Here is a 25895-nt window from a genome sequence, read left to right on the forward strand (position 1 = left end):
CGCAGGAGTACCTCGTCCTCGGGGACGAAGGCCTCGCTGTAGACCCAGGCCGCGACCTTGCCGTGGCCGGACGGCTCCGCTGTGCTGATGGCTTCCTCCGGAAGGAGCGGTGCAGATGTGTGAGCATCCCGTGCGGCGTCAGGGTACAGCCCGTGGGAACGCCTGGGCTTCCATCCGCGTTGAGAGGACGATGAGCACTGTGAGCACTCGTGCAGCAGCGGACGCAAGCGCGTCGGTACCCTCCGGGCCCGACGCGGCCGACATGCCGTGGCAGCCGCCTACGTGGGAAGAGATCGTGCGCGAGCACTCCGCGCGCGTCTATCGCCTTGCCTACCGGCTGACCGGCAACAAGCAGGACGCCGAGGATCTCACGCAGGAGACCTTCATCCGGGTGTTCCGATCGTTGTCCAGCTACACGCCGGGCACGTTCGAGGGCTGGCTGCACCGCATCACGACCAACCTGTTCCTGGACGGTGCGCGCCGCAAGAAGCGCATCCGCATGGAGGCGATGGGGGACGACGACGGCCACGTCGCCGACACCGGCGACTTCGGCCGCCCGGAGCGCGGCTTCGAGCACGCCAACCTGGACGAGGACGTGCAGAAGGCGCTCGACGCGCTGCGCCCCGAGTACCGCGCCGCCGTCGTGCTGTGCGACATCGAGGGCCTGAGCTATGAGGAGATCGCCGTGACCCTGGGCGTCAAGCTGGGCACCGTGCGCTCCCGCATCCACCGGGCCCGGGCCCAGCTCCGCGACGCGCTGGAGCACCTGGCCCCGACGCGCGGGGGCGTGCGATGAGCGGTCATCTCGGCGACCTGATCAGCGCCCTGGCGGACGGTCAGCTCTCGCCCGCGGAGACCGAGCGCGCCCTGTCCCACGTGACGATGTGCCGCCTGTGCGCCCGCGAGCTGGACACCGCACGCGCGGCCCGGCGTGCCCTCTCGTCCGCGGCGGACGTGGTGCCCGACCCGGCGCTCACCGCGCGCCTCATGGCGCTCCAGGCGAGCATCCCGCCCACCTCCGACGACCCGCTGCGCCGCCCGTTCCTCGGCCCGGACCCCCTGTCCGAGCCGGTCTGGCCGGCCTCGGTGTTCGACGGCGGCAGTGGGTTCGACGGCCGCCTCGACCGCCCGGCGCGCCGTCGTCGGGCCGCGCGGATCGCCGCGCTCGGCGTGGGCGGAGCGGGAGTGCTCGGGCTGGCCCTCTTCACGCTCGGCGACGTCCCGGTGGTGTCCCCGCAGCTCTCCGCGCAGACCAGCATGACCATGCTGGGCCGCACGGGCCCGGACACGGCGGCGGCCGGGCAGGATGTGCTGGCGACGCTCGACGCGACCCCCGGCCGGCTCTCGTCCGCCGCGCTCGACTGGGCCGCGGACAACGGCTGGGCCGCGCCCACCGAGCTGCCCGACGGGTACACGGTCTCGGCCATGCGCCTGGTGGGCGACCAGGGCCAGACGCTGGAGATCGACCTGACGGGGCCGTCGGGGCACGCGGTGGTCCGCGAACGCCCGGGCCAGCTCGCCCAGGACGGCGCGGCGGCCGTCGAGGGAGTGCAGGTGCTCGCCACCGAGCCGGCCCACGTGGCCTGGCAGTCGGACGACATGGTGGTCGACGTCGTCGCGGACGCGCCGGAGGAGGTGTTGACCGAGCTCGTGGCATCGTTTGGCGAGCATGGCTACGATGCCGGGGTCCTGCCCCGCATTGCCCGCGGGTGGCATACCGTGACAGGAGCCATCGAAAGCCCATGACCGACGAGAACCCGTTCGCGCCGCCCACGCCGCGAGCAGCAGTGCCTTCCTCCGACGAACCGACGCCCCCGGCCGCGACGACGCAGCCCGCGGCGGGCGATGCCGGGCAGGAACACGTCACCGAGCAGCTTCCGGCGCAGCCGGCCGAGCGCCCCACCGCGCAGCTCCCGGCGTCGGGCCACCAGACCACCGTGGCCGCGCCGTCCGCGGCCGGGACGGAGCCGGCGGGCACGCACACGCATGAGCCGCACTCGTCGTCGCACCCGGCCCCGCACCCGAGCGACCCGCACCACACCACCACGCGGTCGAGGCGCGGGAAGCTAGGGCCTCGCGCCGTGGCCGGCGTCGTCATGCTCGGGCTGCTCGCGGGTGCGGGCGGCGGCGTGGTCGCCTACGAGCTGCTGGACGCCCAGGAGTCGGCCCGCCCGGCGGACGCCGCGCTGCCCGAGCCCGCGTCCGGTGCCACGCACGTGGCGCGCCCCGAGGGTTCGGTGGCGGCCATCGCCGCCAAGACGCTGCCGAGCGTCGTCTCGATCGAGGTGCGCGCCGAGCAGGGCGTGGCGACCGGGTCCGGGATGATCCTCAAGGCCGAGGGCTACATCCTCACGAACAACCACGTGGTCGCGGAGGCGGCGTCGGGGGCCGAGGTCACGGTGACGTTCTCCGACGGTCACGAGCAGCCCGCCGAGCTCGTGGGCGCGACGCCCGACTACGACCTCGCGGTGATCCGGGTCGACGAGACGGGCCTGGAGCCGCTGGTGCTGGGCGACTCCGACGACGTGGTCGTCGGAGACGCGGTGCTCGCCGTCGGCTCCCCGCTCGGCCTGGAGGCCACGGTCACCACCGGGATCGTCAGCGCGCTGCACCGCCCCGTGAAGGCCGGCGAGGCCGCCGAGGCGGCGTTCATCGACGCCATCCAGACCGACGCCGCGATCAACCCCGGCAACTCGGGCGGGCCGCTCGTGAACTCGGCGGGCGAGGTGATCGGCATCAACTCCGCCATCGCGCAGGGGCCGGGCACGACCGGGGCCACCGGCAACATCGGGCTCGGCTTCGCCATCCCGTCCAACCAGGCGCGGCACACCGCCGAGCAGCTCATCGAGACGGGCTCGGCGACGTTCCCGGTCATCGGCGTGCTGCTCGACCCCACCTACCAGGGCGAGGGCGTGCAGGTCTCGGAGGAGGCGCAACAGGGCACGCCGGCTGTGACGCCCGGCGGCCCGGCCGACCAGGCGGGCGTGGAGCCCGGCGACGTGATCCTCTCGATCGACGGCCGCCCCGTGTCGGTGGCCGACGAGCTCATCGTCGCCATCCGCGCCAAGGCGCCGGGCGACGCGGTGACGCTCCAGGTGCGTTCCGGGGGCGAAGAGCGCGAGGTGCGCGTGGTCCTCGAGGAACGGTCCAGCGGCCAGTGAACCGGGTTCATCTGGCGTTCGCCGGCGGGTCCCGCGACGCGAGTAGGCTCTGAGCGTGTTCGGCATCAATGGCTGGGAGCTCGTGATCATTCTGGTGATCGCGATGCTCGTGATCGGCCCGGAGCGACTGCCTGTCTACGCGGAACAGCTCGGCTCCCTCGTGCGGCGTGGCCGCGACCTGCTCCAGAACGCGAAGGCGCGAGTGGACGACGAGCTCGGGCCGGAGTTCAGCGACGTCGACTGGTCCAAGCTCGACCCGCGGCAGTACGACCCGCGCAAGATCGTGCGGGACGCCCTGATGGACGACGGCCCGCCGTCGGCCGATGCACGGACCGCCGCAGCCCAGGCGGCGATGAGGAACGGCACCCCCGCGCCAGCCGCCGGAGCGGTCGCGGAACCCGGGAAGGCGCCGTACGACGACGAAGCTACGTGAGGATTCGGTGAGCGCCCATGGACCTGCCAGAATGTTCGCCATGTCGCTCGAAACACCGACCGCGGTGAGCACCGGAACCTCCGCCCACCGCCCTACCCGGAAGCGCATATTCTCCGGGATGCAGCCCACCGACGGTTCGCTCCACCTGGGCAACTACATCGGTGCCCTGTCGCAGTGGATCGCGCTGCAGGACTCCTACGACGCGCTCTACTGCGTGGTCGACCTGCACGCGCTCACGGTGAACCCCGACCCGGCGTCGCTGCGCGAGCGCACCCGCCGCACGGCAGCCCAGTACCTGGCGGGGGGCATCGACCCCGAGCGGTCGATCCTGTTCGTGCAGTCCCAGGTCGCCGCGCACACCGAGCTGGCGTGGCTGCTGAGCTGCCAGACCGGGTTCGGCGAGGCCGGGCGCATGACGCAGTTCAAGGACAAGTCGGCGAAGCAGGGCAGCGAGGGCACCACCGTCGGGCTCTTCACCTACCCCGTGCTGATGGCCGCCGACATCATGCTGTACGACGCCGCCCTGGTCCCCGTGGGCGAGGACCAGCGCCAGCACCTGGAGCTCACGCGGGACCTCGCGGAGCGGCTGAACACCCGCTTCGGCGCGGGTACCGCCGTCGTCCCGGACGCGCACATCGTCAAGGGCGTGGCGAAGATCCAGGACCTGCAGGACCCCAGCTCCAAGATGAGCAAGTCGAGCTCGGGTGGCAAGGGCGTCGTCTGGCTGCTGGAGGACCCGAAGAAGGCTGTCAAGGCCATCAAGTCGGCGGTGACCGACGCCGACGAGACCTACGGCGTGCGCTTCGACCCGGCCGAGAAGCCCGGCATCTCGAACCTGCTGACGATCTTCTCGGCGGTGACCGGCCGCGACATCGACGCGATCGCCAAGGAGTACGACGGCCGCGGCTACGGCTACCTCAAGGTGGACCTGGCCGACGCCGTCGTCGCGTTCCTCGAGCCGTTCCAGGCCCGGGCGAACACCTACCTGGCGGACCCCGCCGAGCTGGACCGGGTGCTCGCAGACGGCGCCGACCGGGCCCGCGCGATCGCGCGCCCGGTGCTGGACCGGATGTACGAGCGGTTCGGCCTGTTCCCCTCCCGAGGCGAACGGTGAACATTCCCGAGCGGGAACCTGGGCAGATCCGGATCGGGATCGCCATCGAGATCCCGGAGCCCTACGCCGCGGAGCTCAGCGCGGCGCGGGTGGCCGCGGACGACCCGCTCGCGCACTTCATCCCCCCGCACATCACGCTGCTGGGACCCACGCTGCTCGACGTCGAGCAGCTCGCCGAGGCACGCGCGCACCTCGCGGACGTGGCCGCCGCCGCCCCGCCCTTCGCGGTGAAGCTGCGGGGAACCGCCACCTTCCGGCCGATCTCGCCGGTGGTGTTCGTGGCGCTCTCGCAGGGCATCGCCGAGTGCGAGCGGCTCGAGTCCTCCGTGCGGACGGGAGTCCTCGACGGCGAGCTCCGGTTCAACTACCACCCGCACGTGACGATCGCGCACGAGGTGCCCGACGCCGCCCTCGACAAGGCGTTCGAGGCGATGGCCGACTACTCCGCCGAGTTCGACGTCGACCGTTTCTACCAGTACGAGCACGGCGACGACGGCATCTGGCGCCCCCAGGCGGCCTTCCCCCTGGGTTGAGGCCTAGGCTCGACGCGATGAAGCGGCTGATCGAGCTCGGCAAGACTGTCCGGGCGTGGTGGGAGACGACGCGCGCCGGCCGCGCGCTGGACCGGTTCAACACCGCGAACGGCGCGGTGCTGAGCGGCGGCATGGCGTACGCGGCGCTCTTCTCGCTGTTCGCCGCCCTCGCCATCGGCTACACGGTGTTCGTACGGGTGCTCGGCGACAACACCGAGCTGCGGGACGCGGTCCTCGCCCAGGTGGACACGTGGGTGCCCGGACTGGTGGACACCGGTGACGGGGGCGTCCTGTCGCCGTCGGACCTGGTGCTCTCCACCGGGCTGAGCTGGACGTCGGTCGTGGCGGCGGTGGTGCTGCTCTGGTCCGCCACGGGGTTCATGGGCGCGCTGCGCACGTCGGTGCGGGCGATGTTCGGCGAGACGGAGAGTGCCGGAAACCCGGTGACCACCCGGCTCCGGCAGCTTCTGGGCTTCGTGCTGCTCGGGGTCGGCGTGCTGGTCACCGCGGCCGCGAGCGTGGCGGTCTCGGCGGCAGTCCCCTGGACCCTGAAGCAGGTGGGCCTGGGCTCGGGCGCGGGCTGGGCCGTGCGCGGTGTCGGCCTGCTCCTGGCCGTGCTGCTCGACGCCGCCGTCGTCGCCGCCGTGATCCGGTACGTGGGCGGAGTACGCCCGCCGGGCCGCGACCTGCTGCTCGGCTCGCTCGCGGTGGGTGTCGTCGCCGGTGCGCTCCGCTACCTGGGCACCGAGGTCATCTCGGGAGCGGCTACCCGCAACGCCCTCCTGGCATCCTTCGCGGTAGTGGTGACCCTCCTGATCCTGGTCAACCTCCTGGCCCGAGTCCTCCTCCTCGCCACGGCCTGGATGGCCGCGGCGGAGGAGGAACAACGAACGATCAGAAGGCCCGAGTGATCATGGCCTTCTTGACCTCCTGGATCGCCTTCGTGACCTCGATGCCGCGCGGGCACGCCTCGGTGCAGTTGAAGGTCGTGCGGCACCGCCACACGCCCTCCTTGTCGTTGAGGATCTCCAGGCGCTGCGACCCACCCTCGTCACGGCTGTCGAAGATGAACCGGTGCGCGTTCACGATCGCGGCCGGCCCGAAGTACTGGCCGTCCGTCCAGAACACCGGGCAGGACGACGTGCACGCGGCGCACAGGATGCACTTGGTGGTGTCGTCGAACTTGGCGCGGTCCTCGGGGGACTGGTAGCGCTCCTTGGACGGCTCGTTCCCCGTCGTGATGAGGAACGGCATGATCTCGCGGTAGGAGGCGAAGAACGGCTCCATGTCCACGACGAGGTCCTTCACGACCGGCAGGCCCTTGATGGGCTCGACGGTGATGGGCTTCGACGGGTCGACGTCCTTGAGCAGCGTCTTGCAGGCCAGGCGGTTGCGGCCGTTGATCCGCATCGCGTCCGAGCCGCAGACGCCGTGCGCGCACGACCGGCGGAACGTGAGCGAGCCGTCCATGTCCCACTTGATCTTGTGCAGGGCGTCGAGCACGCGGTCGGTGCCGTGGGCCTCGACCGTGAAGTCCTGCCAGGTGGGCTCGTCGGACACCTCGGGGTTGAACCGCCGGATCCGCATGGTGACCGTGAACGAGGGGATCTCGCCCGCGGCGGCTGCGGGGGCTTCGAGAGTGGCAGTCATCAGTACTTACGCTCCATCGGCTCGTACCGGGTCTGGATAACAGGCTTGGAGCCCAGGACGACCTTGTAGCCGTCGAACTCCTCGACGTGGTCGAAGTAGCCCTCGACGTGGCCTTCGGCCTGGTCCGACGCCTCCGGCGGACGACGGTAGGCCATGGTGTGCAGCATGTAGTGCGCGTCGTCCCGGTTCGGGAAGTCCTCGCGGTAGTGACCGCCGCGCGACTCCTTGCGGTTGATGGCCGCGACCACGGTGACCTCGGCGATGTCGAGCAGGAAGCCCAGCTCGATGGCCTCGAGGAGGTCGGTGTTGAACAGCTTGCCCTTGTCCTGCACCGACGCGTTGCGGTACCGCTTCTGCAGCTCGCGGATGTCGGCCAGGGCCTCGTTCAGCGACTCGCCGGTGCGGAACACCTGGGCGTTGAGGTCCATGGTGTCCTGGAGCGCCTTGCGGATGTCTGCCACGCGCTCGCCGTCGGGCCGGTTGCGCATCTCGTCGAGCTGCGCGACGACGCGGACCGTCGGGTCGTCCGGCAGCTCGTGGAACTCCGCTGTCTTGGAGTACTCGGCCGCGGCCCGGCCGGAGCGCTTGCCGAACACGTTGATGTCGAGCAGCGAGTTGGTGCCGAGCCGGTTGGAGCCGTGCACGGACACGCACGCGACCTCGCCGGCGGCGTAGAGGCCCTTGACGACGTTGACGCCGTCGCGCAGCACCTCACCCCTGACGTTGGTCGGCACGCCGCCCATGGCGTAGTGCGCCGTCGGGTAGACGGGCACGGGCTCGGTGTAGGGCTCGATGCCGAGGTAGGTCCGCGCGAACTCGGTGATGTCCGGGAGCTTCGCGTCGATGTGCGCGGGCTCCAGGTGCGTCAGGTCGAGCAGCACGTAGTCCTTGTTCGGCCCGGCGCCCCGGCCCTCGCGCACCTCGTTCGCCATCGACCGGGCCACGATGTCGCGCGGCGCGAGGTCCTTGATGGTGGGGGCGTAGCGCTCCATGAAGCGCTCGCCCTCGGAGTTGCGCAGGATGCCGCCCTCGCCGCGGGCGGCCTCCGACAGGAGGATGCCCAGGCCCGCGAGGCCCGTCGGGTGGAACTGGAAGAACTCCATGTCCTCCAGCGGCAGGCCGCGGCGGTACGCCAGCGCCATGCCGTCACCGGTCAGGGTGTGCGCGTTCGACGTGGTCTTGAAGATCTTCCCGGCACCGCCGGTCGCGAAGATGATCGCCTTGGCCTGGAACACGTGGATCTCGCCGGTCGCGAGGTCGTAGGCGACGACGCCGGTCGCGTTGACCTCCTCGCCGTCCGCGATCTCCTCGGTGGTGAGGTCGTGGTCGGTGATCAGGTCCAGCACGTAGAACTCGTTGAAGAACTCGACGTCCTGCTTGACGCAGTTCTGGTAGAGCGTCTGGAGGATCATGTGACCGGTGCGGTCGGCGGCATAGCACGCGCGGCGGACGGCGGACTGGCCGTGGTCGCGGGTGTGCCCGCCGAAGCGGCGCTGGTCGATCTTGCCCTCGGGGGTGCGGTTGAACGGGAGGCCCATCCGCTCCAGGTCGAGGACCGACTCGATGGCCTCCTTGGCGAGGATCTCGGCCGCGTCCTGGTCGACGAGGTAGTCGCCGCCCTTGACGGTGTCGAACGTGTGCCATTCCCAGTTGTCGTCCTCGACGTTCGCGAGGGCTGCCGCCATGCCGCCCTGGGCGGCACCGGTGTGGGATCGGGTGGGGTACAGCTTGGAGATCACCGCTGTGCGGGCCTCCTTCGACGACTCGAGGGCGGCGCGCATGCCTGCGCCGCCGGCGCCGACGATGACGACGTCGTACTGATGGGTCTGCATCGGGCTCGATGCCTCCTGCTGAAGAGTTTCGGAGTGTGGGGCTGGGGAAGTGCCGTGCTGGCCGGTCTAGGCCGTGCAGAAGGAGGCGAGCAGCTCTGCGGGAGCGTCCGGCGGGCACGGGTCGAACGTGAAGATCACGAGGGTGCCCAGCACGACCACGACGGTGAACGCCAGGAGCAGGAGGCCCTTGAGGATGCCGCGCGTCAGGTCCCGGGTGGCGTAGTCGTTGATGATGGTGCGCACGCCGTTGGTGCCGTGGATCATGGCGAGCCACAGCATGAGCAGGTCCCAGACCTGCCACAGCGGGTTCGCCCACTTACCGGCCACGAAGCCGAAGTCGATGGCGTGCACGCCGTCGCCGACCAGCAGGTTCACGAACAGGTGGCCGAAGATCAGGACGATCAGCACGACGCCGGACGCGCGCATGAAGACCCAGGAGTACAGCTCGTAGTTGCCGCGCGTCGTCTTGCGCCGGACGTACGGGGAGCGCGGGGAGTCGACCTTCGCCACCGCTGCGGTTCCGTGTGCCATCAGTGGCCACCTCCGAACACGTTCATGAGGTGGCGCGGCAGGAAGCCCGCCATCGTCACGACGAAGAGACCGACGACCACCCAGAGCATGACCTTCTGGTACTTGGGGCCCTTGGCCCAGAAGTCCACCAGGATGATCCGGATGCCGTTGAAGGCGTGGAAGACGATCGCGGCGACGAGGCCCGCCTCGCCCAGCCCCATGATCGGCGTCTGGTAGGTGCCGATCGCTGCGTTGTACGCCTCGGGGGACACGCGCACCAGCGCGGTGTCGAGCACGTGCACGAGCAAGAAGAAGAAGATCAGCACGCCGGTCACGCGGTGCGCGACCCACGACCACATGCCTTCACGGCCGCGGTATAACGTGCCTGCTGGTGCGGTGGGCACTTCGGGAGCCTCCTATGGCTGTCCGGCTGGGGTGGCTGGTCCCCACTGTAATGACAACTGGTCGCCTCGATCGCCGCCCGGCAGCCCTCACGGGCATCAAGACGCGGCATTTGTGACTGATCCCACAGGGGAGATGTCGTCGCTTCCGGCACCCGTCAGGTTGCTCGTGCGTTGCTACCGGACTCGGCTCCCCTCCCCGCTCTGATTCGGCGGGTTATTGCAGCGGGAGCGCCGCCGTACTGGCATCCTGCGGGCATGACTTCGGCCGCCGCCCCATCGTCCCCGATCGACGACTTCTTCGCAGTGGTACCTGCCGGTGGGTCCGGCACGCGGCTCTGGCCGCTCTCCCGGGGCGGGGAGCCCAAGTTCCTGCATGACCTCGTCGGCTCGGGCCAGTCCCTGCTGCAGGCCACCGAGCGCCGGCTGCGCCCCTTGGCCGGCCCCGACGGCGTGGTCCTGGTCACCGGGGAGCAGCACGTGGCGGCCTGCCGCGCCCAGCTCCCGGGCCTGTCCGACGACGCCGTGCTCGCCGAGCCGGCGCCGCGCGAGTCGATGGCGGCGATCGGCCTGGCGGCCGCCGTGCTGGAGAAGCGGCACGGCGACGTCGTGATCGGGTCGTTCGCCGCCGACCACGTGATCCACGGGACGCGGGCGTTCGAGCTGGCCGTGCGGGAGGCCGTGGCCGCGGCGCGGGCCGGCTACGTGACGACCGTCGGGATCGCGGCCTCCCGGCCGTCGACCGCGTTCGGCTACGTGCGCTCGGGCGAGCCGCTCGGGATCGCGGACGCCCCGCACACGCTGCACGTGCGCGGGTTCACGGAGAAGCCGGACGCCGCGACCGCCCGGACCTACCTCGCCTCGGGCGAGTACCGGTGGAACGCGGGCATGTTCGTCGCGCGCACCTCGGTGCTGCTGGGGCACCTCGCCGAGCAGCGGCCGGCGCTGCACGACGCCCTGCGACTGGTCGCGGACGCGTGGGACACGCCGCGCCGCGCCGCCGTGCTCGCCGAGGTCTGGCCCGGCCTGGAGAAGATCGCCATCGACCACGCGGTGGCGGAGCCCGTCGCGGCGGCGGGTGGCGTCGCCGTCGTGCCCGGGACGTTCGGCTGGGACGACGTCGGGGACTACAACTCGCTCGCCGTCCTCCTGCCGTCCGACGACGACCGCGGCGCCAAGGTGCTCGGCGACCCCGCGAACGTGCTGCGGATCGAGAGCGCCGGCTCGGTGGTGGTCCCGGCGTCGGGCCGCCTGGTGACGGTGCTGGGGCTGGACGACGTCGTCATCGTCGACACGCCCGACGCGCTGCTGGTGACCACGCGCGCCCGCGCGCAGCAGGTGAAGGACGTCGTGGCGGCCGTCCGCGAGCGAGGCCGCGAAGACCTCCTCTGACCGTCGGACGTACGGGGGCACCCCCGGATGCCGGGTACGTCGGACATGTCGAGGGGTGTCGTCTCATTCTCGTCCGGATGGTGGGATAGATGCCGTCGGGCCGTGTTTCGCGGGGCGGACAGCGCTACCGTGGGTCGGGTGAAGCCGACCGAGCCACCCGTCAGTCTTGCCGATTTCGATCAGATCGTTTCGAACGGTCAGCTGCCGGTCGGTGACATGCCCGGAGGCAACGCGACGGACGTCGTCGCCGCCCTCGCCGCGCGCGTGGGCGACCTGGCCGAGGGGCTGGACGCCGAGCTGATCGCGTTCCGCCGCGACGTGCACGCGCACCCCGAGCTGTCCCGCAAGGAGACGCGCACCACGCGGGTCGTCGCCGAGCGACTGCGGGCCGCGGGCCTGGAGCCGCGCCTGCTGCCGATCGGCTCCGGCCTGGTCTGCGACATCGGCCCCGACCACGGGCCGGACGGCGAGGGCCGGATCGGCCTGCGCGCCGACCTCGACGCGCTCCCGCTGCAGGAGACCAGCGGGGTCGAGTTCGCCTCGACCGAGCCGGGAGTCGCCCACGCTTGCGGCCACGACGTGCACACCACCGTGGTGCTCGGAGCGGGCCTCGTGCTCGCTCGCCTGCAGGAGGAGGGGCGGCTGCGGCGCGGCGTCCGCCTCTTCTTCCAGCCGGCCGAGGAGGTGTTCCCCGGCGGCGCCGAGGACATCATCAACCGCACGTCCGAGCTCGACGGCGTCGACCGGATGGCGGCGCTGCACTGCGACCCGAAGTTCGACGTCGGGCACGTCGGTACGCGCATCGGGCCCATCACCTCGGCGAGCGACTCGGTGAGCGTGACGATCTCGTCGCCCGGCGGCCACACCTCCCGCCCGCACCTCACGGGCGACGTCGTGTTCGCGCTCGGCCAGGTCATCACGCAGACGCCCGCAGTGCTGGGCCGACGGCTCGACCCCCGCTCGGGCGTGAACCTGACGTGGGGCGCCGTCCAGGCCGGCTCGACGCCGAACGCGATCCCGTCCAGCGGCGTCGTCAAGGGCACGCTGCGCTGCCTCGACGTGCGCGCCTGGGAGAAGTCGGGCGAGCTGGTCCGCGAGGCGGTGGAGCAGATCGTGGCCCCGTACGGCGTCGGAGTCTCGGTGACGGTGACGCACGGGGTGCCGCCGGTCGAGAACCAGACCGAGGCCACCAGCGACCTCGAGGCCGCGGTCCGCGACGCCGTCGGCCCCGACGCCGTGCAGCTCACCGAGCAGTCGATGGGCGGGGAGGACTTCGCCTGGTTCCTCCGCAAGGTGCCGGGGACCATGGCGCGGCTCGGCGTGCGCACCCCCGGCGGCCCCACCTATGACCTGCACCAGGGCGACCTCGTGGTCGACGAGCGGGCGATCGGCGTCGGTGTGCGGGCCCTTGCCCAGTTTGCCGCACGCTGACCGCCAGATGTTCCTGCCGATGACGCTTCGGTAACGACTTCCTCCGGTTACCGTCTCGAAACGCGAAAAGCGGGATGCGCTGGCTACGCTCGGTGCGGTATAGGGCCCCAGATCTGTTTGGACAAGGCCCGTCTAGACCATCGAAGGAGCACCAGTGAAGAAGGCTGTTTGGCTCACCGCTCTTGCGGGAGCAGCGGCGCTCGCGCTCTCGGCGTGCGGCACCGCCCCGGAGGAGACCCCCGGTGGCGAGACCTCCGCCGCCAGCGACTTCAAGCCCTGCATGGTGTCGGACGCCGGCGGGTTCGACGACAAGAGCTTCAACCAGCTCAGCTTCGAGGGCGCGACTGCGGCGGCCGACGAGCTCGGCACCAAGCTCGTCAGTGTCGAGTCGTCGTCGGAGAGCGACTACAAGGGCAACATCGAGTCGCTCGTGGGCGAGAGCTGCAACACGATCGTGACGGTCGGCTTCGCGCTGTCGGCGGCCACCGTCGAGTCGGCCACGGCCAACCCCGACATCGACTACATCATCATCGACGACGCCGCTGACGCCGACTTCGACGGCAAGGCCGACGCCGAGAACATCAAGCCGCTGCTGTACGACACGTCGCAGGCCGCGTTCCTCGCGGGCTACCTGGCCGCGGGCTACTCCGAGGCCGGCAAGGTCGGCACGTTCGGCGGCATGGACTTCCCGACCGTCACGATCTTCATGGACGGCTTCAAGCAGGGCATCGACTACTACAACGAGACCAAGGGCGAGAACGTCGAGCTCGTGGGCTGGGACGGCAAGAAGGGCTCCTTCACGGGCGGCTTCTCGGCCGACCCGGCGGCGAAGCAGACGGCGGAGAACATCCTGGGCCAGGGCGTCGACGTGATCCTGCCCGTCGGCGGCCCGATCTACCAGTCCGCGATGGATGCGATCGCCGACTCGGGCGAGGACGTCGCCCTGATCGGCGTGGACGCCGACTTCTACGAGTCGGACCCGACCACGCAGGACATCGTGCTGACCTCGATCCTGAAGGGGATGGACGTCTCCACCAAGGAGGCCGTGGTCGCCTCCGGCAAGGGTGAGTTCGACCCGACCCCGTACGTCGGCACCCTCGAGAACGGTGGCGTGGACATCGCCCCGCTGCACAACTTCGAGGACAAGGTCGACCCGGCCCTCTGGCAGGAGGTCCAGGACCTCAAGCAGTCGATCATCGACGGCAAGGTCGAGGTGAAGTCCTACCTCGCCAAGTGACAGCCCGTCAGGGCTGATCGGTCGATGACCGAGACTTGACGCAAGATGGTCCCGGGGGGCACGGCTCGCGCCGCGCGCCTCGGGACCTGTCATGAGCAGGACCCCTTCGGGAAGGATTCCTATGCGGCTCGAGCTGCGCGGCATCACCAAGCGCTTCGGCGCGCTCGTCGCGAACGACCACATCGACCTGGTGGTCCAGCCAGGTGAGATCCACTCGCTCCTGGGCGAGAACGGGGCGGGCAAGTCCACCCTGATGAACGTGCTCTACGGCCTGTACGACGCCGACGAGGGCGAGATCCTCCTGGACGACGTCGTCCAGAACTTCTCCGGCCCCGGCGACGCGATGGCCGCGGGCATCGGCATGGTGCACCAGCACTTCATGCTCGTGCCCGTCTTCACCGTGGCGGAGAACGTCATGCTCGGCCAGGAGCAGACCCGCGGCGCCGGACGGCTCGACCTGGACGCGGCCCGCGCGCAGGTGCGCGAGATCTCCGCCCGGTTCGGGTTCCACGTGGATCCCGACGCGCTGGTCGAGGACCTGCCGGTGGGCGTCCAGCAGCGCGTCGAGATCATCAAGGCGCTCTCGCGGAACGCCGACGTGCTGGTCTTCGACGAGCCGACGGCGGTGCTCACGCCGCAGGAGACCGACGAGCTGATGGCGATCATGCGCCAGCTCCGCGACGAGGGCTCCGCGATCGTGTTCATCACCCACAAGCTGCGCGAGGTGCGCGCGGTCGCCGACCGCATCACCGTCGTCCGGCACGGCAAGGTGGTGGGCGAGGCCCAGGCGACGGCGTCGGACGCCGAGCTCGCCTCCCTCATGGTGGGCCGCTCCGTGGAGCTGACCGTCCACAAGGACGCACCCACGCTGCACGACAACGGCTTGAAGGTCAGCGGCCTGGTGGTCGCCAGCGAGTCCGGCACCGTCGTGGTCGACGACGTCAGCTTCGAGGTGCGCGGCGGCGAGGTGCTCGTGGTCGCGGGCGTGCAGGGCAACGGGCAGACCGAGCTCACCGAGGCCCTCATCGGCCTGGAGGGCGACGTGTCGGGCAGCATCACGCTCGACGGCAAGGAGCTCGTGGGCCGCTCGGTGCGCCGCATCCTCGACGAGGGCGTGGGCTTCGTGCCCGAGGACCGGACGCTCGACGGGCTGATCGGCGAGTTCACCATCGCCGAGAACCTCATGCTCGACCGCTCCGACGGGCCGCCGTTCGTCAAGGGCGGAGCCCTGCGGCTCGGCTATCGCGACCGGTTCGCCGAGGAGAAGGTGGCCGAGTTCGACGTCCGCACGCAGGGCATCACCACGCCGGTGGGGCGCCTGTCGGGCGGTAACCAGCAGAAGGTGGTGCTCGCGCGCGAGCTGTCGCGCGACCTGCGCCTGTTCGTCGCGGCACAGCCGACGCGCGGCGTGGACGTGGGGTCCATCGAGTTCATCCACAAGCGGATCGTCGCCACGCGCGACGCCGGGGTGCCGGTCGTGGTGGTCTCCACCGAGCTGGACGAGGCGGTGGCCCTGGCCGACCGCATCATGGTCATGTACCGCGGCAAGGTCGTGGGCATCGTGCCCGCGGACACGCCGCGTGACGTGCTGGGCCTGATGATGGCGGGGATCTCCCCGGAGGACGCGAAGGGAGAGGAGGAGTCGCGTGAACGCGCCTAAGTCAAACAGGGAATCGAGCTCTGGGGCAGGCCCCGAGCAGGAGCCCGAGCTCGACCCCGGCACTGCCGAGGAGTTGGAGCAGGAGCGGGCCCGCGTGGCCGGCGGACCGGGCGGCGAGGCCGCCGTCGACACGGAGAGCCGTCTCGCGAAGGCCCTGCAGCAGACCATGACCAGCTCATGGACGGTGGCCGTGGGCGCCGTCCTGCTCGCCGTCCTGGTGGGCTCCATCATGATCGCCTTCACCGACGAGGAGGTGAAGGCGTCCGCGGTGTACTTCTTCGCGCGGCCCACCGACACTTTCGTCGCGATCGGCCAGGCGGTCGGCGGCGCGTACTCCGCGCTGTTCCGCGGTTCCGTGGTGAACGTGCAGGCGCCGGACTTCGTGACCGCGATCCGGCCGCTGACGGAGACGTTCAGCTACGCGACCCCGCTCATCGCGGCCGGGCTTGGCGTGGCGCTCGCGTTCCGGGCCGGCCTGTTCAACATCGGTGGCCAGGGGCAGATGCTCGTGGCGGCCGCGGCGGCCGGCTGGGTGGGCTTCGGCGTCAGCGGCGTGCCGTTCCCGCTGCACCTGCTGCTGGCCCTGGTGGCCGGTATCGCGGCGGGCGCGGTGTGGGCCGGGATCGCGGGCGTGCTCAAGGCCCGCACCGGGGCGCACGAGGTGATCGTGACGATCATGCTCAACTACGTCGCGTACTACCTGATCTCCTACTTCCTGGCGACGCCGGGGCTCCTGCAGGCGCCCGGCTCGTCCAACCCGAAGACGCCGCCGACGCCGGAGTCGGCCCAGCTGCCGACCCTGCTTGGCGACCGGTTCAACATGACCTGGGGCTTCGTGCTGGCGCTGCTGGCCGTGGTCGGTGTCTGGTGGCTGCTCGACCGGTCCTCGACCGGCTTCGCGTTCCGTGCCGTCGGGGAGAACCCGCGCGCCGCCCGCGTGGCCGGCATCGACACCGGGCGCGCCACCGTGAACGTGATGCTCCTGGCCGGTGGGCTGGTCGGCCTGGCCGGTGCGTCGCAGGTGCTCGGCGGGGTCACCACGGGCTTCAGCTCCGACATCGACGCGGGCATCGGGTTCGACGCCATCACCGTCGCGCTGCTCGGCGGGTCCAGCCCGTGGGGCGTGCTCGCCGCCGGCATCCTGTTCGGCGCGTTCAAGGCGGGTGGAACGACCATGCAGGCCGCCGAGGGCGTCCCGAGCGACATCGTGCTCGTGGTCCAGTCGCTCATCGTGCTCTTCATCGCGGCGCCGCCGCTGGTTCGGGCGATCTTCCGGCTGCCTGACCCGAATCGGCGTCGGGCAGCGAAGAAGCCGAAGGCGAACCGGAACCAGAAGGAGGCGGCCGCGTGAGCGCCGACCACATGTCCACCCAGCTCGACGCGCCGCTGTCGGAGACCACGCGCACGGTCACGGTCGTGTCGTGGAAGCCGGCCGGCGTGCTGCTCACTGTGACCGTGCTGTACGCGCTGCTGCTCGTCGCGGTGCCGCACTCGGGAGACACCCGGTTCCTGCTGTCGCAGCGCAGCGACTTCTTCCAGATTCCGGTCATCGTGCTGCCGGCGACGGTGTTCGCGTGGGTGTGCGGGGCGGTGATGATCGCGGTGACGGCCGTGGCCTTCGTGCTCACCGCGCGCGGGCACCGGACGCCGCTCTGGCTCGTCGTGATCTTCTCCCTCGCAGGCCTGCTCGGCTTCCTGGCGTGGGCGGGTGCCGGCAGCCCGCGCGACCTGTCGATCGTGGGCCTGCTCAGCGGCGCCGTGCTGTGGTCCGTGCCGTTCGTGTACGGCGCGATGGGCGGCGTGATCGGCGAGCGCGCGGGCGTGGTCAACATCGCGATCGAGGCTCAGCTCCTCGGCGCGGCGTTCACGGCGGCGATCGTCTCCTCGCTCACCGACAGCGCGACGGCGGGCCTGGTCGCGGCGATCTTCGCGGGCGCGCTCGTGGCGCTCGTGCTCGGCGTGTTCGCGATCACGTACCACGTGAACCAGGTGATCGTGGGTGTCGTGCTGAACGTGCTGGTCGTCGGCCTGACCAGCTTCCTGTACTCGCAGGTGCTGGTGCCCGATGCGGCGACGCTCAACTCGACGACGCGGTTCATGTCGATCCCGATCCCGGTGTTGTCGGACATCCCCGTGCTCGGCCCGGTCCTGTTCGACCAGCCGGCGCTCATCTATCTGATGTTCGTCGCCGTGCCCGCCGTCTGGTACGCGCTGAACCGGACCCGTTGGGGCCTGCGGCTGCGCTCCGTGGGCGAGCACCCGAAGGCGGCCGACACGGTCGGCATCAACGTGGTGCGCACCCGGTACAACGCGGTGCTCGTCGCGGGCGCGGTGGCCGGGCTGGGTGGCGCCTTCTACACCACGGTCAACCTGAGCCAGTTCGGCGAGAACATGACCGGCGGCGCGGGCTACATCGCCCTGGCCGCCGTCATCTTCGGCAAGTGGGACCCGATCCGGGCCGCGTTCGCAGGCCTGCTGTTCGGCTTCGCGTCCAACCTGCAGAACGTGCTGTCCGTCGTCGGCTCGCCCGTGCCGAGCCAGTTCATGCTCATGGTGCCGTACGTGGTCACCCTGCTCGCCGTCGCCGGCCTGGTGGGGCGCTCGCGTCCGCCGGCCGCCTCGGGCGAGCCGTACATCAAGGGTTGAGGAAGGTGGACGTGAACGCTGTGGATCCGGCCGACCCGGCGGGCGCCGTGGACTGGGACGGCCTGCGGGCGGCAGCCCGGAGCGCGCTCGACAAGGCGTACGCGCCGTACTCGAAGTTCAAGGTCGGCGCGGCCGCGTTCGCCGACGACGGCCGTCTGCTCACCGGCGCGAACATCGAGAATGCCGCGTACGGGGTCACCCTGTGCGCCGAGTGCTCGCTGGTCAGCGCCCTGGTGATGTCCGGCGGCGGGCGGTTCGCCGCGTTCACGTGCGTGAACGCGCTCGGCGAGACGATCATGCCGTGCGGCCGGTGCCGCCAGATCCTCTGGGAGCACGGCGGGCCCGAGCTGCTGGTCGACACCCCGCTCGGCATCGCGCCGATGACCGACGTACTGCCGCAGGCCTTCGGGCCGGGCGACCTGGACCACGTGCGGGAGGCACAGCGATGACCGAGCCGTTCGACGCCGTCGACATCATCCGGGCCAAGCGTGACAAGGACGCACTGACCGACCAGCAGATCGACTGGCTCGTCGACGCCTACACCCGTGGCGTGGTCGCCGACGAGCAGATGTCCGCGATGACCATGGCGATCCTGCTCAACGGCATGTCGCGCGCGGAGATCTCCCGGTGGACGCAGGCGATGATCGCGTCCGGCGAGCGCATGTCGTTCGCGAAGCTCTCCCGGCCCACGGCGGACAAGCACTCCACGGGCGGCGTCGGGGACAAGATCACGCTGCCCCTTGCGCCCCTCGTGGCGGCGTTCGACGTCGCCGTGCCGCAGCTGTCGGGCCGCGGCCTCGGACACACGGGCGGCACGCTCGACAAGCTGGAGTCCATCCCTGGCTGGCGGGCCTCGTTGACGAACGACGAGATGATGTCCCAGCTCGAGTCCGTCGGCGCCGTGATCTGCGCCGCCGGGTCGGGCCTCGCGCCGGCGGACAAGAAGCTCTACGCGCTCCGCGACGTCACAGGCACGGTCGAGGCGATCCCGCTCATCGCGAGCTCGATCATGTCCAAGAAGATCGCCGAGGGCACGGGCGCCCTGGTGCTCGACGTGAAGGTCGGCTCGGGCGCGTTCATGAAGACCCTGGACAGCGCGCGCGAGCTGGCCCGCACCATGGTGGACCTCGGGACCGACGCCGGGGTGCGCACCGTCGCCCTGGTCACCGACATGTCGGTGCCGCTCGGCCGCACCGCCGGCAACGCCCTGGAGGTGCGCGAGTCCCTGGAGGTGCTCGCGGGCGGCGGGCCGGACGACGTCGTCGACCTGACCGTGGCGCTCGCCGTGGAGATGCTGGCCGCCGCGGACCGCCCGACCGCGGAGGCGGACGTGCGGGCCGCGCTGGCGGACGGCCGGGCCATGGACAAGTGGCGGGCCATGATCGGGGCGCAGGGCGGCGACGTCGACGCGCCGCTGCCGGTCGCGAAGGAGACGGAGACCGTCGTGGCGGCGGAGTCCGGCGTGCTGGCCTCGCTCGACGCCTACGCGGTGGGGGTCGCCGTGCACCGCCTGGGCGCGGGCCGGGTGCGCAAGGAGGACGCGGTCCAGGCCGCCGCCGGCATCGAGATCCACGTGAGACCGGGGGAGCCGGTGGTCGCCGGGCAGCCGCTCCTGACCCTGCACACCGACACCCCGGAGCGGTTCGCCCGGGCGCGCGAGGCGTTGCAGGGCGGCTGGACCGTGGAGCCGGAGGGTGCCGGGGCCGGCGTCCTCGGTGCTCTGGGCGCCGCGTTGGCGTCGTCGGACCGGTCGGTGGTGCTGGACCGGATCGGCTGATCCGGGCGAGGTGGCCTGGGGCGGGTGGCTCGGGCGGTGGCCCGCCTGCGTCACCCGCGTCCGTCCGCGTGGCGGACCGGCGAGTCGCTCCGGCCCGGATTAGCCTGGCGAGGTGCCGTCGACATTGCGCCTTTCGTCCCTGCTCGGCGCCCTGCGTGCCTTCGGGGGGCCAGTGCCGGCCCCGCCGCCGTCGGGCCGCTTCGAACGCCCCGCCGTGCCCGACGACGTCGAACGCCACCTCGAGTCGGCGACCACCCGCGCCCGGCGGTCCGTGCTGGACCCGCTGGCGCGCGAGCGGGGCACCGGGACGGTTGGTTTCCCGCGGCGGCTGAACCTGCCGTCGCTCGACGGGACGATCGCCGCGGCGGTGCAGGTCGACGAGACCACGTGCGGGGCGGCCGTGCTGGCGATGCTCGGGCTGGCCGGCGACCCCCGGGCGGCGCTGCGGCTCGCGAGCCAGGACCCGGCGGGCCGGTTCGTGCGGCTGCAGCACGCCGTCCACTCGGCGGCCAACCGGCGCGGGCTCGTGGTGGCGGGCTGGCCGCGCACGTACGGCACACCGCCGTGGGGCGCCGCCCGGTTCGCCAGCTACGGCGGCGTGCGCTACACCCACCGGGTCGCCGGGTCGCGCGCCGTCCTGGAAGCGGCGGTGGCGAGCGCCCGCGCGGGCATCCCGGTGCCCCTGTATACGGGCGGCGACGTCACGGGCGGCTGGGACTCCGCCGTCCCGCGCCACGTCGTGCTGCTCACCCTGGCCGACGGCGAGGGGAGCGAGGGCAGTGCCGTCCTGTACGAGCCGTCGGGCGCGGGGCTGCACACCGTCCCGGTGGCGGCGCTGCTCGACCCGCCGCCGGCGTCGACGGGCGAGCCGGAGGCGTCGCAGTCCACCGCCGACCGCACGGCCGCGCGCGTACGGAAGGCGCTGACGGCCGCGCTCGGCGGCTGGCCGCACATCGCCTGGGTGCTGCTGCCCGAGCGCGCCGGGCACTGGCAAGCTGACGGCACGCGGGAGACGATGGAAGCCCGCTGACGAGGAGGCCCTCATGAGCACGCTCCCCGGACCCGACTCCTGGCGCGACACCGGCCTGGTCCCGCCTGAGGACGCCGAGGTCGACACCACGCACGAGCCCGACGAGTACGTCCCGGACGCGCCGCGTCCCGACAACGACGGTTCCGCCGACGAGGCGGACGTCGTCGAGCAGGCGTTCGACGTCCCCGCTGAGGAGGACGAGGAGGGCGGCCCCGAGGCCGGCGAGGGCGCCGGCTGACCGCCGGTTGTCGGTGCCGGACGGTAGGTTGTCAGCATGACCACGCAAGACCCCGGGGCGCGCCCCGGCGAGGCGCTGATCCGCGCCCTGCCCAAGGTCGTTCTCCACGACCACCTCGACGGCGGCCTGCGCCCGCAGACCGTCCTCGAGCTCGCGGACGTCGCCGGCCACGAGCTGCCCGCTACCGACGCCGAGTCCCTCGCCGCCTGGTTCCGGGACGCCGCGGACTCCGGCTCGCTCGTCCGGTACATCGAGACCTTCCAGCACACCATCGCCGTCATGCAGACTGCCGAGAACCTGGCCCGCGTCGCCCGGGAGGCGGTGCTGGACCTCGCGGCGGACGGAGTCGTGTACGCCGAGCAGCGCTGGGCGCCCGAGCAGCACCAGGCGGGCGGCCTGTCGCTCCCCGAGACCGTCGAGGCGGTGCAGGCCGGGATCGACGACGGCATCGCCGCCGCCGCAGCCGAGGGGCGCATCATCCGGGTGGGCCAGCTCGTGGGCGCCATGCGGCAGGCGGACCGGTGGCAGGAGGTCGCCGAGCTCGCCGTGGCCTACCGGGACCGTGGCGTGGTCGGGTTCGACATCGCGGGGCCCGAGGCCGGGTTCCTGCCGTCGCGCCACCTCGCGATCTGGCGCTACCTCGCCGAGCACGACTTTCCCGTGACGATCCACGCGGGCGAGGCCTCCGGCCTCGACTCCATCGGGCAGGCCGTGCACCTGGGGCAGGCGGACCGCCTCGGCCATGGCGCCCGGATCATCGAGGACATCGCCTTCGTGGTCGGCGGCGCCGCCGCCGAGGGCCTGTCGGGCGACGGCCGCGGCGGTGCCGCCGACCTGGGGCGCCTCGCGCACTGGGTGCGCGACCACCAGATCCCGCTCGAGCTGTGCCCCGTGTCGAACCTGCAGACGGGCGTCGCCGAGTCGATAGCGACGCACCCCATCACGCGCCTCAAGGAGCTGGACTTCGCCGTCACGCTCAACACGGACAACCGCCTGATGTCTCGGACGTCGATGACGCACGAGATGAAGCTGCTCGTCGACGAGGCGGGCTGGACGCTCGACGACCTCGTCGACGTGACGGTCACCGCCGCATGGGGTGCGTTCATGCACCACGACGAGCGGCGTGACCTCGTGGAGCAGGTACTCCTGCCCGGATTCCAGAAAGTCGAAGGTGCACTCGTATGACCGCTCAGCCTGACGCGACCCGGACGCCTCAGCCGCCGCAGGACAAGGCGGCGCTCGCCGCGTTCGTCGACCACACGCTGCTCAAGCCCGAGGCGACGGCGGCCGACGTCGCCTCCCACGTCGAGGAGGGCGCGGCACTCGGGGTGTTCTCCGTGTGCGTGTCCCCGTCGTTCGTCTCCCTCGCGGTCGAGATGGCGGCCGGCCGGCTCGCCGTCGCGACGGTGTGCGGGTTCCCCTCGGGCAAGCACCTGAGCGACGTCAAGGCCTTCGAGGCGGCCCGCTCCATGGCCGACGACGCGGACGAGGTCGACATGGTGATCGACGTCGGGACCGCGCGGGCCGGCCGGTTCGACGTCGTGCAGGCCGACATCGCGGCCGTCCGCGCTGCCGTGCCCGCGGACCGGATCCTCAAGGTGATCATCGAGTCGGCGGCGCTGACGGACGAGCAGATCGTCGGCGCGTGCCGGGCGGCGGAGGCCGCGGGCGCCGACTTCGTGAAGACGTCCACGGGCTTCCACCCGGCCGGCGGCGCCTCGGTGCACGCCGTGTCGCTCATGGCGCAGACCGTCGGCGCGGCGGGCGGCGGCAACCTTGGGGTGAAGGCCTCGGGCGGCATCCGCGACTTCGACACCGCGCTCGCGATGATCGCGGCCGGCGCGACCCGCCTGGGCCTGTCGGGCACGGCGACGGTCCTGTCCGGCTTCGACAGGGACACCACCCCGACCCCCACCTCCACCGACACCTACTGAGCGTGACCGCTGGTCGAGCTTGTCGAGACCGGTCTCGACAAGCTCGACCAGCGGGTGGTCAGCGGCGGGTGGCGAGCCAGGTTTCTGTGGCCGTCCAGTGCTCCTTGAGCAGGATGTACCGGTCGTCGTGCCAGGGCTTGACCGGGCCGGCCCAGTGGATCAGCCCCGGCTCGGCGACGATCTCCTGGGTGGGCCAGGCGTTCCACCGCGCCTCGAGGGGGCGGTAGCGCGACCCGGCGTACGCGTTGAGCACGTCCTGGTCGTTCAGCCCGTACCGCTCGGCGTAGGGCACGTACTCGTGCGTGAACCGGTCGGCGCGCATGACGGCCAGGTCCAGCAGCAGGATGCCCGCGTTGAAGCCGTGGTACCCGTAGCGGTGCCGCTGCGTCATAGCGCGCACCAGGTCCCGGGCGGCTTCGGGGTCGTGCCCCAGCAGCCGGGTCGACCGGATGACGTTCCCGATGCCGTGCCGGTAGTTGTACGAGATCGACGGGCGGGCCGCCAGGGGCGCCCCGCCGAGATCGGTGTCGTACAGCTCGGCCAGGTCCACCACGGACAGCGCGTCCAGGTCGTGGTACAGCACCCGGTCGAGGTGCGGCAGCAGCTCGGGCAGCAGCAGGCGGTCCATGGTGGCGACCGTGATGTGCTTGAGCATGCCGAGGACGGTCCCGTAGTCGATCCCGTCGCACGCGTACCACTCGAATGTGACCTCGGGGAACAGCCCGGCGAGCCGGTCGTGGTCCGCGGGCGTGTGGTCGCGCGTGAGGGCGACGACCCGTACGGGCCGGTCCGTGTGCCGCACCACCCCGCCGACCACCACCTCCATCTGGGAGCGCAGGTTCCCGTCCAGGGCCACGGCGATGTTGAGCGGCACCGCGGTCCCGCCGGTCGCGTGGCCGGCGCGCGGCACGGCCGCCTCCACGACGACGCGCGTGGCGCGCACCCCGGCCACGGCGTCGGCGACCGAGCAGGTGCCTGACGGCGCCGGCACCGGCGCGTTGTGCACGGCCAGCGCCCGCTCCACCTCGTCGGCCACGGTCGCGCGCCAGGTCGCGTAGACCTCGTCGCGGGACGCCCCGGCGAGGATCTTGGCCATCGCCGGGGCGACGACGGCTCGGATCCGCTCCTGCATGGCGCGCCGGCCGGCCTCGTCGGCGTCGAGCAGGCCGGCGAACCGGATGTCGGCGTCGTTCCGGGGGTGGAAGTCGACGTTCGCCCCGATGGCCCACGACGGCAGGAACGCGTGCAGGCGTGACGTGACCACGCGGGAGTACCGGGTCCGGTAGGCGTCGAGCAGGTCGACGGCGGTGTGCAGGTTCCGGCCCAGGTCGTTGCGACGGACCGAGGGGTGCAGGTGGGTGACCAGCTCGCTGCCGGTGTCGTGCTCGGGGACCGGCGTGTCCACGTACACGGCAGGGGCGCCGGCAGGTGCGGGTGCGAAGCCCCCCGGGAAGACCGTGTCGATGGTGGTGGTCAGGCAGCCGCTGAAGAACGCGGGGACGCCCGCGTTGAGCAGCAGGTGCACCGTGGTCCAGTCGCGGCACCCGATGGGCCCGTGGGCCTTGAGGTAGTCGACGGCGGTGGGCGTCAGGATCGCGTGCTTGTTGACGTGGAACGAGACGAACAGCGGCTGCAGGTTCTCGTGGAACGGGAAGTCGAAGCGCAGGTCGAACTGGCTGTGCATGTACCAGCCGAACGCGAGCATCCACGTGTTCTCGGGCACGGCGTCCAGGCGCGACATGTCGCGCTGCACCAGGGTCAGGTGCACGTCGGCGCCCGGCCCGGGCACCACGTGCTCGGGACGCACGCGGCCGGCGAGGAATCCCACGGGCTCGGTGATGGTGTCGTCGCCGTGCAGGCGCACGCCCTCGTGCCGCAGCAGGTGGCCCAGGCTCGCGATGGTCTGCACCGTGTCGCCGATGTTGCTGGACGAGACGTTCTCGTCCGGCGCCTTGTAGTCGATGACGGCGAACGACACGTGACCCGTCGGCACCCGCGCCGGCGCGGCGGGCCGCAGGGCCTTGTCGATCCACGGGGCGAGGTGGTCGATCGACGCCTGGAGCTGCTCGGTCAGGCCGGCGCCGTGCCGGGCCGCGTCCAGCGCTTCGGCCGCCGACTCGGGCTCGTCGGCGACGAACAGGAGCTTCGCGATCTCGAGCAACACCGCGGCGTCGGTCACGAACCCGTGCCGCACCCACGTGGCCGCCGTCCGGGTGACGTCACCGCTGGCCATGGCGATGCCCGCCCGGAGGTACTCGGCGGGGGCGAGCCGGGCGGCGTCGTCGGGCCCCAGCTGTCGCAGGAGGTCCCACGCGAGCTCGCGCAGACCCACCCGCTGCGCGATGAGCGCGGCTCCGGCAACCCCGGCGCGGCGCGTCTCGGGGTGTGCCATCAGCGAGTGGCACAGCGACCGCCACTGGGCGGTGTCCAGGCTGCGCGTGGTGCGGACGGACGTCGTGACGGCCTCGTCGAGGGGGAGGCCGCGGCGCAGCGCCGCGGTGAGCACCGCGTCGCCCGACGGCGGCTCGGGCCGTTCCTGGAAAGGGCGGTCCGCGGCGCGGTCCGGGGCGGACCACACCTCGCGCGGCTGACGGTTCGCCTCCTTGGCGGCCGCCCAGGTCTCCTGGTCGGGCAGCGGCAGGGGGCGGGCATCGGGTATCGGGTCGGGCCGATCGGGATGCGGGTTGTGGAGGGGAATCGCGGCGGCGTCCAGCAGCGCCTCGGCGATCATCTCGTCAGCGGACGGGACCTGGTGCGCAGTCTCACCGGACGCGGCGAGACGGCGGCTTGCAGGGGACATGAAGGCTCCTCGTGGGGTCGACGGGTAAGGCGGATACCGTCGTCCCAGCGAGCATCCGGACGTGCGCGAGCAGCCGACGGTGGCCAGAGCGTAGTGCCCCTGGGTTACGGCCCGAC

24 protein-coding genes are annotated in these 25895 nt (G+C 71.7%); 19 read left to right on the forward strand and 5 right to left on the reverse strand.

Going from position 1 to position 25895, the window contains the following annotated elements; all coding sequences use genetic code 11:
- The first annotated feature begins 190 nt into the window (after positions 1–190).
- Genes sigE through ACFT2C_RS10495 form a run of 7 tightly spaced genes read left to right on the forward strand, consistent with a single transcriptional unit; the run spans position 191 to position 6152 of the window.
- Positions 191–796 carry an RNA polymerase sigma factor SigE gene (gene sigE, locus ACFT2C_RS10465; RefSeq protein ID WP_377206982.1) on the forward strand — a complete coding sequence of 202 codons (606 nt, stop codon included), beginning with the start codon at positions 191–193 and terminating at the stop codon, positions 794–796.
- Complete coding sequence (locus tag ACFT2C_RS10470; protein WP_377206983.1) at positions 793–1746, forward strand: zf-HC2 domain-containing protein; 954 nt, start codon at positions 793–795, stop codon at positions 1744–1746. The genes sigE and ACFT2C_RS10470 overlap by 4 nt, the downstream gene beginning before the upstream one ends.
- Positions 1743–3161 carry a trypsin-like peptidase domain-containing protein gene (locus tag ACFT2C_RS10475; RefSeq protein ID WP_377206984.1) on the forward strand — a complete coding sequence of 473 codons (1419 nt, stop codon included), beginning with the start codon at positions 1743–1745 and terminating at the stop codon, positions 3159–3161. Before ACFT2C_RS10470 ends, ACFT2C_RS10475 begins: the two co-directional genes overlap by 4 nt.
- 55 nt (positions 3162–3216) lie before the next feature.
- Complete coding sequence (locus tag ACFT2C_RS10480; protein WP_377206985.1) at positions 3217–3594, forward strand: twin-arginine translocase TatA/TatE family subunit; 378 nt, start codon at positions 3217–3219, stop codon at positions 3592–3594.
- Between the two features lie 40 nt (positions 3595–3634).
- On the forward strand, positions 3635–4708 hold the full coding sequence (trpS, locus tag ACFT2C_RS10485) for a tryptophan--tRNA ligase (RefSeq protein ID WP_377206986.1): 1074 nt from the start codon (positions 3635–3637) through the stop codon (positions 4706–4708).
- Positions 4705–5241 (forward strand): 2'-5' RNA ligase family protein, encoded by a 537-nt coding sequence (locus tag ACFT2C_RS10490; protein WP_377206987.1) that lies wholly within the window; start codon positions 4705–4707, stop codon positions 5239–5241. The genes trpS and ACFT2C_RS10490 overlap by 4 nt, the downstream gene beginning before the upstream one ends.
- A 17-nt stretch (positions 5242–5258) precedes the next feature.
- Positions 5259–6152 (forward strand): YihY/virulence factor BrkB family protein, encoded by an 894-nt coding sequence (locus tag ACFT2C_RS10495; protein WP_377206988.1) that lies wholly within the window; start codon positions 5259–5261, stop codon positions 6150–6152.
- Here the strand turns inward: ACFT2C_RS10495 and ACFT2C_RS10500 are convergent.
- The 4 genes from ACFT2C_RS10500 to sdhC form a co-directional block, all read right to left on the reverse strand.
- Positions 6136–6891 (reverse strand): succinate dehydrogenase iron-sulfur subunit, encoded by a 756-nt coding sequence (locus tag ACFT2C_RS10500; protein WP_377206989.1) that lies wholly within the window; start codon positions 6889–6891, stop codon positions 6136–6138. The genes ACFT2C_RS10495 and ACFT2C_RS10500 overlap by 17 nt on opposite strands.
- Complete coding sequence (gene sdhA, locus ACFT2C_RS10505) at positions 6891–8723, reverse strand: succinate dehydrogenase flavoprotein subunit (protein ID WP_377206990.1); 1833 nt, start codon at positions 8721–8723, stop codon at positions 6891–6893. The genes ACFT2C_RS10500 and sdhA overlap by 1 nt, the downstream gene beginning before the upstream one ends.
- Positions 8724–8789: 66 nt before the next feature.
- Positions 8790–9254: a succinate dehydrogenase hydrophobic membrane anchor subunit gene (locus tag ACFT2C_RS10510; protein WP_377206991.1), complete on the reverse strand. Its 465-nt coding sequence runs from the start codon at positions 9252–9254 to the stop codon at positions 8790–8792.
- Positions 9254–9637 carry a succinate dehydrogenase, cytochrome b556 subunit gene (gene sdhC, locus ACFT2C_RS10515; protein WP_377206992.1) on the reverse strand — a complete coding sequence of 128 codons (384 nt, stop codon included), beginning with the start codon at positions 9635–9637 and terminating at the stop codon, positions 9254–9256. The genes ACFT2C_RS10510 and sdhC overlap by 1 nt, the downstream gene beginning before the upstream one ends.
- 255 nt (positions 9638–9892) lie before the next feature.
- On the opposite strand from sdhC, the gene ACFT2C_RS10520 reads away from it, so the two are divergent.
- The 12 genes from ACFT2C_RS10520 (at position 9893) to deoC (ending at position 22979) form a co-directional block, all read left to right on the forward strand.
- Complete coding sequence (locus ACFT2C_RS10520) at positions 9893–11026, forward strand: mannose-1-phosphate guanylyltransferase (RefSeq protein WP_377206993.1); 1134 nt, start codon at positions 9893–9895, stop codon at positions 11024–11026.
- A gap of 216 nt (positions 11027–11242) precedes the next feature.
- Positions 11243–12457, forward strand: coding sequence for an amidohydrolase (locus ACFT2C_RS10525; protein ID WP_377206994.1), 1215 nt, complete (start codon positions 11243–11245; stop codon positions 12455–12457).
- Between the two features lie 154 nt (positions 12458–12611).
- Positions 12612–13694 carry a BMP family protein gene (locus tag ACFT2C_RS10530; RefSeq protein ID WP_377206995.1) on the forward strand — a complete coding sequence of 361 codons (1083 nt, stop codon included), beginning with the start codon at positions 12612–12614 and terminating at the stop codon, positions 13692–13694.
- 121 nt (positions 13695–13815) lie between these two features.
- Entirely contained in the window at positions 13816–15354 is a 1539-nt protein-coding gene (locus ACFT2C_RS10535) for an ABC transporter ATP-binding protein (RefSeq protein ID WP_377206996.1), read from the forward strand.
- Positions 15341–16705 (forward strand): ABC transporter permease, encoded by a 1365-nt coding sequence (locus tag ACFT2C_RS10540; protein WP_377206997.1) that lies wholly within the window; start codon positions 15341–15343, stop codon positions 16703–16705. Before ACFT2C_RS10535 ends, ACFT2C_RS10540 begins: the two co-directional genes overlap by 14 nt.
- Positions 16706–16716: 11 nt before the next feature.
- Positions 16717–18000, forward strand: coding sequence for an ABC transporter permease (locus tag ACFT2C_RS10545; RefSeq protein ID WP_377207061.1), 1284 nt, complete (start codon positions 16717–16719; stop codon positions 17998–18000).
- 5 nt (positions 18001–18005) lie between these two features.
- Positions 18006–18449 (forward strand): cytidine deaminase, encoded by a 444-nt coding sequence (locus ACFT2C_RS10550; protein ID WP_377206998.1) that lies wholly within the window; start codon positions 18006–18008, stop codon positions 18447–18449.
- Positions 18446–19777: a thymidine phosphorylase gene (locus ACFT2C_RS10555; protein WP_377206999.1), complete on the forward strand. Its 1332-nt coding sequence runs from the start codon at positions 18446–18448 to the stop codon at positions 19775–19777. Before ACFT2C_RS10550 ends, ACFT2C_RS10555 begins: the two co-directional genes overlap by 4 nt.
- Positions 19778–19889: 112 nt before the next feature.
- Positions 19890–20807: a hypothetical protein gene (locus ACFT2C_RS10560; RefSeq protein ID WP_377207000.1), complete on the forward strand. Its 918-nt coding sequence runs from the start codon at positions 19890–19892 to the stop codon at positions 20805–20807.
- 13 nt (positions 20808–20820) lie between these two features.
- Complete coding sequence (locus ACFT2C_RS10565) at positions 20821–21045, forward strand: hypothetical protein (RefSeq protein WP_377207001.1); 225 nt, start codon at positions 20821–20823, stop codon at positions 21043–21045.
- Between the two features lie 36 nt (positions 21046–21081).
- Entirely contained in the window at positions 21082–22230 is a 1149-nt protein-coding gene (locus ACFT2C_RS10570) for an adenosine deaminase (protein WP_377207002.1), read from the forward strand.
- A complete protein-coding gene (deoC, locus tag ACFT2C_RS10575) occupies positions 22227–22979 on the forward strand; it encodes a deoxyribose-phosphate aldolase (RefSeq protein WP_377207003.1) in 753 nt (250 codons plus the stop codon). Before ACFT2C_RS10570 ends, deoC begins: the two co-directional genes overlap by 4 nt.
- 58 nt (positions 22980–23037) lie before the next feature.
- On the opposite strand, the gene ACFT2C_RS10580 is transcribed toward deoC, so the two are convergent.
- Positions 23038–25779: a glycosyltransferase gene (locus ACFT2C_RS10580; RefSeq protein WP_377207004.1), complete on the reverse strand. Its 2742-nt coding sequence runs from the start codon at positions 25777–25779 to the stop codon at positions 23038–23040.
- Positions 25780–25895 lie beyond the last annotated feature (116 nt).

Origin of the sequence: Promicromonospora sp. NPDC057138 (assembly GCF_042670845.1) — a bacterium.
In the GTDB taxonomy this organism is placed as follows: Bacteria; Actinomycetota; Actinomycetes; order Actinomycetales; family Cellulomonadaceae; genus Promicromonospora.